The organism is Luteibacter sp. NPDC104163 (genome assembly GCF_055584245.1).
In genome coordinates this window covers 204,885-220,967 of record NZ_JBVJMK010000005.1, presented here as the reverse complement: position 1 = coordinate 220,967, position 16,083 = coordinate 204,885, and the positions used below count along the sequence as shown (strand labels likewise).

5 protein-coding genes (1 of these 5 cut by a window edge) are annotated in these 16,083 nt (G+C 62.6%); 1 reads left to right on the top strand and 4 read right to left on the bottom strand.

The features are described 5' to 3' along the window. Together ACZ6YI_RS08710 and ACZ6YI_RS08705 are read right to left on the bottom strand one after the other, a co-directional pair. On the bottom strand, positions 1-1,812 hold the full coding sequence (locus tag ACZ6YI_RS08710) for a GAF domain-containing protein (protein ID WP_465778290.1): 1,812 nt from the start codon (positions 1,810-1,812) through the stop codon (positions 1-3). Further along, complete coding sequence (locus ACZ6YI_RS08705; RefSeq protein ID WP_465778289.1) at positions 1,809-3,293, bottom strand: TolC family protein; 1,485 nt, start codon at positions 3,291-3,293, stop codon at positions 1,809-1,811. Before ACZ6YI_RS08705 ends, ACZ6YI_RS08710 begins: the two co-directional genes overlap by 4 nt. 196 nt (positions 3,294-3,489) lie before the next feature. On the opposite strand from ACZ6YI_RS08705, the gene ACZ6YI_RS08700 reads away from it, so the two are divergent. Further along, a complete protein-coding gene (locus tag ACZ6YI_RS08700; RefSeq protein WP_465778288.1) occupies positions 3,490-3,804 on the top strand; it encodes a hypothetical protein in 315 nt (104 codons plus the stop codon). Positions 3,805-4,602: 798 nt separating this feature from the next. On the opposite strand, the gene ACZ6YI_RS08695 is transcribed toward ACZ6YI_RS08700, so the two are convergent. Together ACZ6YI_RS08695 and ACZ6YI_RS08690 are read right to left on the bottom strand one after the other, a co-directional pair. After that, on the bottom strand, positions 4,603-5,760 hold the full coding sequence (locus ACZ6YI_RS08695; RefSeq protein ID WP_465778287.1) for an RCC1 domain-containing protein: 1,158 nt from the start codon (positions 5,758-5,760) through the stop codon (positions 4,603-4,605). Between the two features lie 149 nt (positions 5,761-5,909). Further along, on the bottom strand, positions 5,910-16,083 hold the final stretch of the coding sequence (locus ACZ6YI_RS08690) for an Ig-like domain-containing protein (RefSeq protein WP_465778286.1). The gene runs 26,360 nt beyond the window's last position; only the last 10,174 of its 36,534 coding nucleotides appear in the window; its start codon lies off the right edge, out of view; it ends in the stop codon at positions 5,910-5,912.

Sequence of the window (16,083 nt, the reverse complement as noted above, 5' to 3'; positions counted from 1 at the left end):
CTAGAGGCCCCAGCTCCACCACTGCATGCGTAGCCAGTCGATCGCCGTATGCAGCAGCACCCAGCCCAGCTGGCGCCGACCCACGCCCACCTTGGCCACGCCTTCCATGCCGGGCAGCAGGCGCTTGTCGGGATCTACGAGCGAAGCCTCGACACGGTAGACGTTCTTCCCGTCCTTCGTGGTGGCCACCGGCATGATCTTCATGACCCGGATGGGCAGGGCACCGCCGGCGAGGCCGTTGAGCATCAGCCGCCCGGACTGGCCGTCGCGCAGCGGCGCGATGTCGTGCTCGTCCACCTCGAGGATGATGCGGTAGCTGTGCAGCGGCGCGATCTCGAACAGCTTCTTGCCGGATTCGACCGGCGTTCCTGCTTGCTGCGCCAGATCGCCCGACACGACCACGCCGTCGTAAGGCGCGCGGATCGTGGCCCGCTCGATCTTGTCGTCGAGCAGATCCTGCTGCGCTTGCGCTTCCGCCAGCTGGGCGCCGGTGACGCGGATCGCCGTGAGGTCGTGCTGTGCCATCGCCTCGCGCAGCTTGTTGTCGTACTGGTCGCGTTCGCTGGCCCAGCGAATCCGCTCGACGCGCAGATCGTGGTCGTCGAGGCGCGCGAGTGCCTGGCCCTTGCTAACGGTGTCGCCGGCACGCACCAGCCCTTCGGCGAGGAAGCCTTCGAAGGGAGCCGCCGCGACGCGCTGGACCTGACCTTCCGTCACGGTCTTCGCGGAGATCCGGTAGTCGACGGGCACGGCGACGAGCACGACGATCGCCAGCGCTACCAGGGCGGCAATTGCCTTCCAGACGAGATGGCGTGGTCCCACGACAGCGCCCCACACGCGCCGCGCTTCGTCCTTCATGCGCTCGACCGAACTGCGTTCGGCAAGCAGGCGCTGCTCCACCACCGGCGCGATGAGTGCCGCGAAAGTATCAATCCAGCGGCGCTCGTCTTCGGCGAACGCTTCTTCGCGCTCGAAGGTCAGCACGGCCACGATCCGGTGCTGCTGGACGATCGGCACCGAAAGCACATGGGCTGCGCCGGTCCGGCGCAGAAGGGCGGCGTGGGCGCGGTATCCACCTGCATCGCCACTCGCGGCGATAGCCTGGGCAAGATCGAGCACTTCGGCCATGGCATCGCGATAGGCGTGCACCACGGGAGACGAACGCTCGAACGTCGCAGCCTCGGACAAGGTCGCCAGGCTAACCTCGGCCTCGCGAACGATACCGGCCGCAACGCGGGTGGCGGCAAAGCGCCGGCGGAGCTCGTTGACCAGGTCGAACAAGGCCTGCTGGAAACGCGCGTGGCGCAAGGTGACCGCCAGCGTATGCACGATGCCGGTAGCCCGTTCGCCGGCCTCGATGGCCAAATCGTGGTCGCGCTTGCCGAGCAGGTTCGACAGCCACGCGCTGCCCCAGTGCACCTCGCGCAGGAGAATGGGCACGATGCCGGCATCGGACACGATCTCGAAGACGACCGCGCCAGCCACGCGCTCGTTCGACGACACGGGCACGGCCACATGGAGACGTTCGGCCGCTTCCGGATCCGGCGCGATCACCACGCGCCGTTCGCCCAGCGCCTGGCCGACGGCCGCGCTCATGCGCGACATATCGGCATCGGCTTCCGGCCATACCGCAATCGGCACGTAGTTCTTCCCGTCGGCCGCTTCTACCAGCGCGGCAGCATGCCGGATCGCGGCGAAGCGCTCGCAGATTAGCGTGAGCCATGCATCGCAAAACACATCCGACGAACGGGCGGTGACGAACCGGTCCCAGGCGGAAACCACGTGCGTCGATGTTTCGGGAAGGGCATTCATGGTGTCGTATCCGCCGCTATCGCGGTGACGTCGTCGCGGTCGTCCCGGGTGCCAACGAACAGCGCATCGAGTTCGTCTATATCGGTACCGGTAAGGTCGCCGAGCGTGGACTTGAGCTTGATGAAGGCCGTGAGCTGCTGGTAGCTGCCTTTGCGCCTGTCGCGCCGTGCCGCCGCAAGTTGCTGACGCGCGGAAAGCACATCGGCTTCCGTGCGCACGCCATGGGCGGTACCCCGCGTGGCGAGCGAAAGCGCACGCCGGGAGGCGTCGATGGCCGTCTTCGCGGCGAGCGCACGTGCGCGCCCGGCACGCCAGCTCAGGAAAGCCGTCTTCACGTTCAGCACGGCCTGCCGGCGGGCGGATTCGTAATCGTCGCGGGCCTTATCGCGCAGCGCGAGCGCCTCGACGACCTTGGCCGATTGGGTGCCACCGGAGTAGAGCGGCACGTTCAGCTGCAGGCCTATCGTGAGCGTCCGGATCCGATAACCCGGCTGGCCGGGAAAGTTGCCGACGTCCTGATCGTTATTGCCATAGGTCGCGACGATATCAAGCGTGGGCTGGTGCCCGGCGCGCTGCTTGGCGATCTCCGCATCGGCGGCGGCAATGGCTGCCGTGGCGGCGCGAAGAGCAGGGCAATGGTCGTCGATCTGGGCTACCCAGGCATCCTCATCGTCGCCGAGCAGATCCGGAATGTGCGCGTCCTCGCGCAGCCAGGGCTGCACCAATCCGTCGGCGCTGCCGATCCAGGGTTCGATGGCTGCGACCTTGGTCTGGGCGTCCATCTCGGCGGAGAGTTCGTCCGCATCGGCCTGCTCGTATTTCGCCCGCGCATCGTCAGCTTCGGGTATCGATTTCGCGCCCAGCTCGGCGGACCGCCGAGCGATATCCCACTGCGCCTTGAGCGCGTCACGCTGCGCCGCGTTGAAGTCGACCGCGTCGCGCGCTTCCATCAGGTCGAACCAGCTGCTGGCGAGCTTCGCGTAAAGCTGCTGCTCGGTATCGGCCAGCTGCCAGTCGGCCTGCTCGGCAGCGCTCCCGGCCTGTTCAAGTGCGACGACGTTCGCCCGCCGCCAAAGCGGCTGGTTCAGGCTCACCTGGCCGGTATGGGCGTGGTAGCGGTCGTGCAAGGTGGAGGTCTGGGTATCGAGCGTTTTGTAGCGGCGTCCATTGCCGTTGCTGCTCGCGGTAAGGGATATCTGGGGCAGCATGGCGCCATAGGCCTGCCGTTCCCGCGCCCGGGCGGCGGCCAGGTTGGCGCGCGCGGCGTCGTAGCCGGGCTCGCTGTCATGGGCGAGGGCGAACAACTGGCCCAGGGAGACCACCTGTGACGCGTGCGCGGCATGCGCGCACAGCACGGCAAGCAGGCCCAGGACGATGTGTAAGCACTGACGAAACGCTCTGTGCCATAGGAACATCTGGCCCCTACGAGCCGCAGCAACGGACGACGTTGTCGCCAGAGTTACCGAACGTTCGACCTGCACCTCAAATCCCTTCGCCAGGCGCAGGGGGAGGCGGCCCGCCTTGGGCCTGACGACGCGAACCCACCACCGGAGCGAGCCGGCGATGGATCGGGCGTTTTGTGAATTTCCCCCTGTACGGCTTGCATTCTCGCACCCCCTTTAACGCGTGCCAAGTGCGCGCCGTGAAGGCTACAATGGCTCAAACAGGGGACAATCTATGAAACGGATGATAGGTGCGGCCGTGCTTGCGGTCGTGGCGACCGGCTGCCAGACGACCGGTCACAAGATCACGAAGATCGACGTAGGGGCCAGCCGGGGCGATGTCATGGCGATGCTGGGCCGTCCGGATTCGATCCGTACGGTAAGTGACTTCGAAGTCCTCAATTATCTCGACCGCCACCGGACGCGGATGTCGCTCGGACATACCGATTACGCCGTGGTGCTGAAGGATGGCAAGGTCGTGCAGTACGGGCCGGGTTACGTGCGGCGGGATGGGCTGCATTCGGTGGTGATTGATCCGGTGTTGCGCTGAGGGGACGCCGAAGATATCGGTCAATTCTTTCCGTTGGGCACTTCTGGCTGTCGTGTTCTACGCGGCGCTTTCGTCAGCGAATTCGTCCAATAAGGGAGACGATCCTCTCGCTTGCGACTCATCTGTGATCGATACCGTGGCGGAAGCCATCCATAAGACGGATACCGATCTTTCTCGATCGTCGTGCCAACGCGATCCAGTTCAAGCCGACCAATGGATTGTCAGTCTGTTGTCTCCTTCAGCAGGAAGTACCGATGCCGACACTATGTGGTTTGATGTCGAGCTCATCATATGGAATACCACACCTTAGCCGAAGGTGTACGCGCCTTCGGTGTGCGTAACATTCACTTTCCACGCTGCCACGACTGCGATTGGTCAGAAGCGTTCCCTCCGAAATCATGTTCGCCTCCATCCGTCGAGACGCGCATCGTGTCTTACGATGGAACCTCATACGGCATGATCAAGCCGACGCAGCCCGAGTGAGCAGACGTCATCGCGTCCGACGACGTACCGGGAAGCACCCGATGGATTCAGGCAGGCGACTAAACACCGCCGCCTTGCCAAGAAATCCGCGGTCGTCAAGCATGCAGGCATAGACGCGTTGCGTGCTATCGCATACGCGCTTGATCAGCAAACTCCGGAGGCAGGCGGACCTTGGCATCACGGTTTCAGCGTCTCAACCACGGGCAAGCTCACCCCCCAACCGCTGCCGCACCTTGGCCAGGGCGGCCGTGTCGGCCAAGATAGCAGGGGTAATCGACGGGTACGCATGCGGCAGCCTCAGGTTCCTGCCCACGGTCAGGGCGAGCGGCCCCACGTCCACACATGACCTTCGGCGTCGATGGCAGCGCTATGACTATCGTCGGCCGCTACCGCTATTGCGCGACCGAAGCCTTCGATGCGGTGCGGCTTCTCGAAATAACCGTCCACTCCGGCGCGTCGCGTGCTGGAGATGCAGATCGGACGATTCGTTGGGAGGCCCTTGGGCATGGCCAACTGACTGAATTCGTTGTCGCCGGTCCCCCAGACACTTCCATCCACGCTCAGGTAGAGCGCGTGCCTTGCACCGGCGGCTATGGCTGCGATGGGCGGCAAGCCGTCGATCAATGCAGGTTTCTCCTGGAAATGCCCCAGTGATGATGGATTGTCCCCGATCTGTCCGCAGTCGTTGAAGCCCCAGCCCCATACGCGCCCCTGCCGATCTAGCGCGAGATCGAATCCGTGGAAGCTGGAAATCGCAACGATGGGAGGAAGACCGGGCACCGTCGCTGGCGTTGTATTCGCAGCTTCGGAAGGGCCTGACAGCTGTCGACCACAGTAGATGAAGTCTGCTGTTGGTGCCGAAGGGGCCGGGGACCCTATAAGGGGATGAGAGAGATTGCCCCATGTCCAGACTTTGCCGTCCCGGGCGACCGCCATACTGCTTCGCTTGCCGGTAGCCACGGCAACGATATAGCTGAGCCCCGGTATCGTACCCATAGACAGGCCGTGCGGCGGGGAACCATGTCCTACGCGACCCAGCTGTCCGCAATCGTTCATTCCGCCACTGAGAACACGTCCGTCGTTCGTGACCACGAGCAAATGCGACGCGCTTTCCGAGGCATCGAAAACGTCGGTGATCTTTTGCTTCAGAAAGGCGCCGCAGATCCCTCCAGTGAATCCGGAGCCGCACATATGCCCGCCCTCGGACGGCTCCCATGTGACAAGCGTGCCGTTGCCGGTGATTCCGACAGCTCCATAGCCCGAATTGACGATGCGAGCCATTCCAGAGACAGCGTCGCCACTATCCGTTACGTAGCGGGCAGGCTTCATTTCGACGACATGCCCGTCGCAGGTTGTCGCATCCTCGACATAGTAGGACCACAACCGCCCGCTACCGTCCAGCGTCACGAGCCGGCCATCGTGAAAGGCTACTGCCTTCGCATCTTCGATGCCCGGCACCTTGATCGGACTCACCCGCCGGTCGGGACAAAGGGGTCGGACGACTCCAGACCCCGAGCCTCCCGGATGTGGGGTAAATGCCGCCGGGATGAGCTTTGAGCCCATCCATACGACAAGGCACGCCATAGCAACCGTGGCAACGAGTGGATACATCTTCATCTTCGTCAGTCCCGTCGAACAACCAGCCCTGTCTGAATCGCCAGCAAATCGATGCCGGATGATGACCCGCCCAGCAAGCCGGCCCACCAGTTGGCCGATAGTACCGAGTCGCTTGTCCCGGCCGATCCCGCCCAGTCGATCACAGGTTCGTTCTGGGCTCCCTGGTTGACGACGATATAGCCGCCGGCGTGAATGTTTCCAAGGTCCGCCAAGGCATTGACGATGAGACTCAACGCGTCTCCGCAGGGGGCGTTCCTGGAGACCACCAGGGTGATCGTCGCCGACGCCGACACCTTTCCGTCGTTGACCGAGTAAACGAAGGAATCGGTGCCGATGAACCCGCTTCCTGGACGGTAGGTATAGCTTCCATCGTGGTTGCGTGTCAGTGATCCCTTCGACGGATTGCCGAGGTTGAGCGTCAGGGCGTTGCCGTCCGGGTCGTTCACGAGGCAATCGAAATCGATCCGCACGCTACCGTCCTTTTGCACCTGGAAGGTCGCATCGCGGGCGGTCGGCGCGCGATTGATCTTCTGCACCACGATGCTCACCGACGTCACACCCGATCGAGCGCTGCCGTCCGTGGCCCGGTAAGTGAAGCTATCCGTGCCGTACCAACCCTTGTTGGGCGTATACGTGTAACTGCCATCGATGTTCACCACCAGGGAGCCGTGGCACGGCCGGGTGACGATCTGGGTACCGCTGGCGCTCATGTCGTTGGCGAGGAGGTCGAGGCGGGTCGACGAATTCTCACCGGCGGTAAACGTATCTGGCATCGCGATGGGGTTCGACGGAAGCACCGTGATGTGAACCACGGCGACATTTGACAGCGTCTTACCATCGGCGGCCACGTACCGGAACATGTCCGTCCCCGACCAGCCGGCGTCGGGATGATAGGTCACGGTCCCATTCGCGTTCATCGTCAGCGTTCCGTGTGACGGCATCAGGAGCTTGGCGATCGTCAACGGGTCCTGATCCTGGTCGGTATCGTTCGCAAGGAGGTCGAGAACGATGTTCGTTCCCTGGCGTCCTGTGAAGACATCGTCGACCGCCACGGGCGCATGGTTGCCCGCCGTCACGGTGAGGCGCATCGTCGCCACGTTCGACAACGATTTGCCGTCGCTGGCCTGGTAGGTGACGGTGTCGACGCCGGACCAGGTCGCATTAGCCGTATACGTGAACGAGCCGTCCGCGTTCCGGGTCAACGTGCCGTGCTGCGGGCCGGCGACGATGACGGTGGAAAGCGCATCACCATCCGCGTCGGTGTCGTTTGCCAGCGGCTTGACAGTGATGGACCTGCCTTGACCAACCGTGTACGCATCGTCGTTGGCAACCGGTGCATGGTTGGTTTGACGTACCGTGACCGTCACCGAAGCGACCGCCGAGTCGACCGTGCCGTCGTTTGCGACGTAGGTGAAGCTGTCCGTGCCGAAGAACCCGTTCTTCGGGGTGTACGTCAGCGTCCCATCGGCGTTCACCGCGACTGTGCCATTGGCTGGCTGGCCGACGATGCGCGCCGTGAGTCCAGCATTGGCCGGAAGCGGCGAGCCGGCGTTGACGCCCGTGGTGTTGTCGATATCGGTGTCGTTAGCGAGCACCGCGATGACTACGGCCTTGCCCAGATCCGTCGCTGCCGTGTCATTGACGGCGACAGCTGAATGGTTAACCGGCGTGACCGTCAGCGTCACCGTGGCAAGGTTGGAACCTCCCTGGCCGTCGTTCACGGTGAACGTGAAGCTGTCTCCACCGGCATAGTAAGCATCGGGTCGATAGCTGTACTTGCCATCCGCCCCCTTGACCAGCGAACCATGCCGCGGACTATCGACGATGGCAGTGATAAGCGTGTCCCCGTCCACATCCGCCGCATGGACCAGCAGATCGAGAACGATGGAGCCATCCTCAGCCACGGTAGCCGCAAAATCGCTCGCCGTCGGCAGATGATTCACCGGTGCCATCACGATCGTGACCGTTGCCACGGCCGAGGTCAGCGAGCCATCGCTGACGCGATAGCTGAAGCTGTCCGTGCCGCGGTAGAGATCGTCCGGGCGATAGCTGAAGCTGCCATCTGGATTGAGCGTAAGCGTGCCATGCGCGGGGCCGCCAACCAGCTCGACGGCGAGTGCGTCGCCGTCGCTGTCGGTGACCCAGGCAAGCACATTGCCCGCGATTGCCTGTTCCTCCTGCGATTGGATCGTCGCATCCTGGGACACCGGGGCATGATTGACGTGTTCGACGTTGAGCGTGACGGTTGTCACCGACGAATCTGCCGTACCGTCGTTTACGACGAAGGTAAAGGTGTCGGCTCCGTGGAAACCGGCCGCCGGAACGTAGCTCACCGTGCCATCGGCGTTGGTCATCAGCGTGCCGTGGGCCGGACCCTGCACGATTCGCGCCGTCAAGGCGTCCCCGTCCAGGTCGCTCGCGTGCCCGATGAGGTCTACGCGCGTGGTGCCATCCTCGGCCAGCGACACCTCGAAATCGCCGGTCGTGGGCGCGTGGTTCACCTTGTCGATCGTCAAAGTCACGCTAGCAACGTTGGAACTGGCGTGGCCGTTGTCGAGCACGTAACTGAAGGTGTCGGTGCCGAACCACAACGCATCTGGCACGTAGACGAAGTGACCGTCGGCTGACAGGGTGAGGGTGCCATGAGCAGGGCCATTCACGAGCATCGCGGCGAAGCCGTTGGCATCGACATCGTTGGTGGTGACCGAACCTTCGAGGGCAGCGTCTTCGTCGCCCTTGACGCTATCGTCGACTGCGGCCGGCAGGCCGATCGTAGCCACGTCGCGGATGCTGACTCGGCTACCCGCCGGCCCGAAGCCGATCAGGTCGAACGACAACGTAACAGCGGTGCCCGCGGAAATACCACGCAGATCGATCAGGTAGGTACGGCTGCCGTCTGTATTGGCAATCCAGGTGACTCCGCTCCCGAAGAATCCATGACCGTCGGCCTGCAGGTTCACCGATGCGTCGGTGTGAGAGAGCGACATGGACCCGCCCAGCGATGCTCCCGACATGAGATCGAGCAAAGCGACTTCGAAGGCATCGCCCGGCATACCGCTGCCGTTCTGCAGGTCGATCCCATCCACGGTGAAACGCAGGAACCGATCCGTGTCCCCAACGAGGAACGATTGCGCCAGCCGGGTTTGCGTCGTCGTTCCCTCGACGAGGGTGGCCGTTCCGTTCGCAATATCCACGGTGCCCGTCGTCGACCAGCCCGAACCCGTCCGGAACCCGCCCGAAAGGATCGTTGGATTCACCTGGACCTGTGCCTGCGCGGGTTCGCCCTGCGAGGTCGGCTGGATGGGCGACGATACAACGCCACCGATACCGACCGTCACGGTCGTCTGGCCGGTCGCGACCGCCTGCGCGAGTGCGGCGATCTTCCCGGCCAGGAGGGCACGTACCTGGGCAATCACGGCCGGCGAAGGTAGCCGGCGCACGCCAGGACCCAGTTGCAACGACATGATGCCGCCGTCGCTGCCAACGTCGTCCAGTCCGAGTATGTGTCCATACTCGTGCAACACGACCGTCAACAGGTCAACTTTTCCTTCCGCAGCGCTTCCAGCCTTCGCTACCCATACGCCGGGGTCGGACGTTGGCAGGAAATCCTCGTTCGAGAACAGATCCTGATCGATGTACCAGCCGGCTCCGTTGGCGTCATCGTCGATCCTGACGGAGTTGCCTGTCGTGACACCCAACATAGCGTTCGAGAGATTGGCCACGACGGCGGCGGGAGCGGCCACGTCCGCTGCGGCCAGGTCCGCGTGGGAAATGCCCCACGCCGAAAGCGCGTTTTCGAGAATCGTATCGACAGCCTGCTGAACGGCGGGCGTGGAAGCCGTCGCGCCGGCGGGGGGCGCCGCGGCGCCATCGCCGGCAGCCTGAAGCTTGCCGATTTCCTGCGGCTTCAGCTTGACGTGCAACAGGCCGCCATATCCCTCCATCGTCTGGATGTCGTGAATACCGTATGCAGCGCTGTGCGGATCGTCGTTGTTCAGTCCGGTCTCGATGCGGATCATGCCCAGGATGGCGGTGATCATGCTATTGCGATGTCCGTATTCGACGTCGCCGAGATACGCGCCGTTCCAGGCGATACCCGCGCTCTGGCGCAACACCGCAGTTTCAACAATAGCCACTTTCTCAGCCTGCGTAAGCCCACTCATGCCAAGCACGTAATTCAGTTCGGCTTGCACGTTAGTCCCCAGCGCGGCGAGGTCCTTCCCAACCTGGTCGAGGTTCACAAACGCGTAAATCGGGCTCGTAAAATCCTTCAGCGATTCGTCGAACCTGATGTCGAACGACAACCCGTCTGTATACTCGCGCACCCAATCGGCCTGGTTCGGATTATGCGGAATCGCAATGGGTGACCAGCCATCCGTCGTGAGGTTGAGTACGTCGATCTTGTTCCCGGCGATGTACCCTGCGGCCGCGTCCGCCGCATTCTTGATGACATCGATTTCCCAACTGCTGCCGTGGTCGTGTCCGCCCGATTCGGGGTCGACAGCGACGTGGTCGCCATCGACGATGCGCTGCCAGCGAGGAGCGTTCGCACTGTTGAGCCATGCCAGGGTCTGGTCGTCGCTCTTGGCGGTGATCTTCCCGGAACGATCCAGGGTGTCGGCTACGTCCAGTGTGTCCTCGATGATCGTGGTGTACACAGGTTCGGCCCCCGGCGTGCGCGCGCCGACTGCAAAGTGCTTGTCCGCGCCCACGAATGTGTCAATGCGATCTCGCGCCCACAGGATGACGTTCGGCTGCTGGCCAGGCGAACTGGACTCGAATGTGGCTAACCAGGCCGGATAGTCATCGACGTACTTGAGGCCCGTAATCGCCAGGACAAGTGATTTCAGGTCGTCAAAGTACGTAGACGCAAAGGTGGTCGAAGTGTGTCCTTCCGGATCCCGAACAGTGACCGTATATGTGACGTTCTCGTTGTCTCCGGTCAGCTCGTCGACGATCTGCTTGGCGGGGGTGAGACTCGGCTCACCGTCCTTGAAATTCGGCACGAGCTGGGGGAGTTCGGGTTTCGTGTCGAAGAACAGCACGATCCTGCCAGTGGCGTTTTCAACGACAGTTATGAAACGACTTTTCCCGCCTTGGTCGTAGACCGTGAAAGCACTCTGGTTGCGGAATTCTTCTGGCCGATGTCCAAGCAGGACATAGCTCTCGTTTATGCCGACATTGAACGAGTTTAAGGCGCCGCCTGAGAAAATGGCGCTCAGGATGTTGAGTGCACCTGGAATATCCGAGATGTCGAGCGTCTTAATCCCGCTGCCAGCCGTCAGGAACAGCGCGTTGCCCGGGAAATACTCTCCAAGGCCCTTGGCTTCCCAAACGCCACGATCGGCGTCCAGAAGTTGACCGTCCGTCAGTCGACCGGTGCCGCCATGGCGTAGATCATCGCGGATCGCACGGATGTTGCCCGCATCGATATCCATCGAGAACTGGTCGAGGTTCACGGAGTAGGCGCCCGGACCATTGTCGGCCTTGGCGAAGGCATTACCGATCAGACCACCCGCGCCGAAGAATCCTGAGTACGTGGTTATCTGCGCCTGAATTAGCAGGATAGATGCGCCTACGCTCCTGTAAAGAAGCATGTACGCGCCCGCGCGATTTCCGGTTTTGAGCATGGCCTCGGCCCGATCGAGCAGGGCCTCGGTGACGGGCATCAACTGATTACCCTTCATCTCATCGAAGACGAGGTCATTTTCCGTGGTGACCACAGACGGCGCCGGCTGTTCCGTAACCGCAGCGTGAGTGACCGTCTGGAACCGATCCAACGCGCCTTCAGTCCGGTTGAGTGTTCCAACACTGGTCGTGATCGCATCGTCCCATTTGCCATCGACGCGGATCTCTTCAGGCTCCGTCGTTGAGGTGAAGGGACCTGGACCGTATATAGATGGATAGCCAAGGAACTTCAGGCGCTGTTGCACCGAGGCGACGTCGAGCGGATTGTTCTTCTCGCCGTCACCGACACCACCCTTGAGCACAAGCGTCGAATAGCCGGGGTCCGCCGGATCCTTCAGCGTATTGCCCTTGAACTTGATCAAGACGCGGTAGGTCCGGTATTCGTCGACCACCTCGCCGTTGACACTGTGCACGAAAACGCGCACGTAGCCCACCGACGATTGGGCAGCGAGCGGATTCCCATCCTGCAAGGATTCAAAGTCAAAGTCCGCGGCAAAGTAGAACGTACCCGTGTCCGCGAACGTCGTGTTGCCCACGGAATTCGTGGTCGATCCGTCCTGCAACACCTGCCAGGTGTCACCGTACTGGTAGGACAAGACATGGCCCTGGTTGAACCAGCCGAACTTCATCATGTCGTCGGTGTAGCTGCCGCCGTTCGGGCCCTGCTGCTGCTCCATCGAGAAGTCGCCTCCGACGGAAATGCCTTGCGCGGCAAGCAATGCTTTGACGTCAACCTTGGTGACGTCGCCGTAAAGCTGGTTATCCACCTCGACCGTGGTCATCTCGGACTGCGTTGAAGGCCCGGTGGCAATGCCGTAAATCCAGCCGAAATAGCTTCCTGCCGTCGGACCGTCGTACCGGGTCGGTTGCAGGACGGGCTGGTTCAGGTCGATCGGTTGCGTCAGGGAAGTGCCCGACTGGTAGGCGGCGATGGCGGCATCGATGAGCGTGCCGATATCGTTCCAGACCAGGAGGGCCTTGAAGTCGCGTGAATAGACGCCAGGTTCGTCGCTCATTTCATCGACGAACACGTCGGCGAAGAGCTGGCCATCGTTTCCCAGCACGAGGTGGTCGATCGCGCCGCCAACTATCGGCGTGGTGGCGCCGAGATAGTGCGGTCCACCTTGCTTGCCGAACGGATCCTGCACGATGCCGATCTTTCCGCCGATCTGCTTCCCGACGATATCGTCGTTGCCATAGTGTGCGTCGTTGAAGATGAAGTTGTAGTCGGCGACAAGTGCGTACTCCACGCCGTTATATTCGAACACCACCACGCCGTCCGCTCGCTGGATGTTCTGCTGGTACTTCGCGGTCAGCCAGCTCGAATCCGAGGTCGGCGTTAGGCTCGGCTGGGTCACGACCGGCGTGTCGCCCAGTTTCCCCTTCGCATCCGCTGGCCAGCTGATAATCGCGAGGCCCTTGCTGTGGTCGAGGGCGTCGGCAACGATGAACTGTCCCGGCTGACTGCCTGCGGTGATGTATTGCGGACCCTTGAGCGCGAACGACGAGGGCAGGGCACTCAGCGGCAACATGCGGAACGCGCCGTCGGCCAGCTTGCCGTCGGCACCGATCAGCGAAAGGTCGAGGACGTAGACATTCCCCGAACCGGCCCGGTTGTTGTTCGAAACGCCGATCGTGGAGACCGGAGCCGTCAGGCCAAGATACCGCCCTTCGTTGACTGCCATGCCGAGGAAACCGTCGGGTGTGACGGCGCCTGGCAGGGTGATGACCTGCTGCGTCTTCAGGAAGCCTGCCGAGGCGGGCGACACGTCGATGCGCAGCAGCCGACCAGCGCCGCCGTAGCGGCTTCCTTCGGCGACGTAGAGCCAGTTGCCGACGACCACGATGCTGCTGATCGAATCGCTCGAGTTAAGTACCTGGATCGTGTAGCCGATGGTGAGCGTCATGGTATCCACGACGTAGATCCGGCCATCGCCGCCGGCCACGAAGGCAAGCGACTGATCCGTGTTGTACGCGATCTGACTGGTCATGCTGCCAAGCAACTTCAACGCACGGCCTTGCTCGTCGACAGTTTGCTGCTTGATAAGTGCCAGTTGCGAACCGTTGGCGAAGTAATTGATGGTCGTGGCGCTGGTGACCATGGTCGCGTCGATCACCTGGGTCGGATCATACGGATTCACCGCATCGCTCAGGATGCCGGTCTTCGGTATGACGATATTGCCCTGGTCGTCGACGGTCTTTGTCAAGCGCTCGATCATGATCTGGTGCTGGGAGAGCAGGATGCCCTCCGGCAGCTTCACCTTGATCTTGCCGTCGGTACCGATGGTGGCATCGATCGACATCCAGACCAGGCCGTGATCAGGCACCGAACTCGGTGCTGCGAGCTCCTTGCCTCGCGGCGTGATCCATACCTTGATCGCGACCGTCTCCGCGGCGGCATCGGCAGGCTTGAAGCCCACCCCATCGAGGGTGATTTCGCCCGTAGCCGTATCCAGCGAGTACCCGGTAACTGTCGGCTTCTCTGTCGTGGTGGAGTCGGCAAAGGGGAACTTTACATCGACCGTGCCAGCGCCATCGCGCGTGACAGGCACGTCTTTCTGGTACGCGCCCGCTAGGGTATAACGGACGACCGAGAGCGGGCCGAAGGTAAAGATGTCCAGGGCGCTGTTGGCCATGGACGGCGCGACGCCCATGGCGATGTTGCCGGACTGCGACCACATCAGGTTCCAGTCGAGCGTGGCGACGGTTACCGTGGTCTGGCCGGTACGCAGGTCCCTGTCGCTCGTGGTGACCAGGATGTCGCCACTGGCGGCGAAGCCACCGTACGGCGGGCTTGACGTGTGGGCCAGGCCATCGTCGCCGATGACGCCGTTGTCCACCAGGAACCAGGTGTCGTGAGTGACGCCCGAACTGTCGAGCAGCGTGCCTCTGCGCCAGAAGAATACCTGGGTACCTACGGCCGGTGTATTGCCGCCAGCGTCGGCGACATGCAGGGCCAGCTGGAGTGGCAACGTGCTGTTCGTGCTACCCACGTCGACATGGAACGCGCCGACCACCTGGAGCACATCAGGCGCCGGCATCGGCATGCCGAACGAGCCGGCATCGATCGCGCTGACCGAGACGGTCGAGTTGGCAGGCAAGGCGCCCGGCGGGACCATGATCAGGTTCCCGGCGTCGTCCTGCACCGAAGCGCCCTTGCTCGCGTCGATGACGGTAGGGCCGGTCGACGGGGCTTGCACATAGAGCAGGATGTCGTGCTGGCGGCCGCCATAGATGATCGATACGGTCGCGTAACCGGACGCCTTGGCAATGATCAGCCCGTCCGGCGTGATGCTCGCGACAGCGTCGTTGCTGATGTAATAGCGCACGCCGCTGCTCGCTGCCGAGATCGCCGTGCCGTCCTGCGCAGTGACCTTTAGTTGGCGTTCGCCGACGTACTCGGGCAGGTCAATGGCATGCGGATATACATCCACCTCGAAGCCATCGGCGTTGAGCGGTACATTCGGTACCGTCGTGCCCACCTCGATGGCATCGACCGCACGAATGCCATGCGAACTGACCTCGACCGTCGCCGTCCCCGTGCCCACGGCATGCACCGAGCCATCCGCAAGGATATCCACGATTGACGACTGCGTAGAGTGGATGTCGACATAATCTGCGTCGAGCATCACATCCGCCTGATCGGCGAAGGTGCCCTTGATCACCAGGTCACGGCTATCCCCACTGGCCATTCCGGCCAGGCGGGTGACATCGATCTGCAGCAACTGGGCGCCGCTTATATTCACGAGCACATGGATCGGTGCACTGGATGCAAAGCCGTCGTCCGCTTGCACGGCAATATCGGCCGCGCCGACATAGCCCGGCTCGGGATGGAAGATGATGCTCTTGCCGTCCGGCGAAAGTGTGGCCGTGCCGTGGGTGCTGCCGAGAATGCGCCAGAACAGCGCATCCCCGTCGGGGTCCGACGCGACGCTTCCCAGGCCAACCGTTACCGAAAGATCGGTGTGAGTCAACACGTTGAGCGGTGCACCTGCCACCGGCGGCAGGTTGGCACGCCAGCCATAGTTTGCGTAAAGGATCTGCCGGTCGAGGGCATCGACGTTGCCGTCGCCGTCGAGGTCCGACAATCCGGCACTCGACGTGGTGTTCCAGGCAGCGCTGTCCGCACCGTCAACCTTTCCATCATCGTTTAGGTCGCCCGCAATCGTGACGGTGACCGAGGCACTTCCGGAACCCGTGAGGCGCAGGAGCTTCAAGCCGGCGCTGTTCACGCGGACCAGCCATGTCTGGATGCCGTCGTGCAGCGTGCTGCCGATGATGGTGGCGCCAACGAGATTCAGCTGCGTTGATGGATCCCCGAAGCGGGCGGAAATCGCGAGGATGATGCTGCCCTGTGCTCCCGGGGCCTTTACCGTCGAGGCAAGTTCGGATTCGCGGACCTGGAAGCCGATGGTGGTGGTGCCACCGTTGAGTTCGCCATTCCAATGATTCGCCGAGTCGTTGCCGACCCACGTCGCCGCCGTACCGAGG

What these genes read in the sequence shown, in the direction of transcription:
- ACZ6YI_RS08710 (WP_465778290.1), bottom strand. Translation starts at nt 1,812, where the DNA reads ATGAATGCCCTTCCCGAAACATCGACGCACGTGGTTTCCGCCTGGGAC.
- ACZ6YI_RS08700 (WP_465778288.1), top strand. Translation starts at nt 3,490, where the DNA reads ATGAAACGGATGATAGGTGCGGCCGTGCTTGCGGTCGTGGCGACCGGC.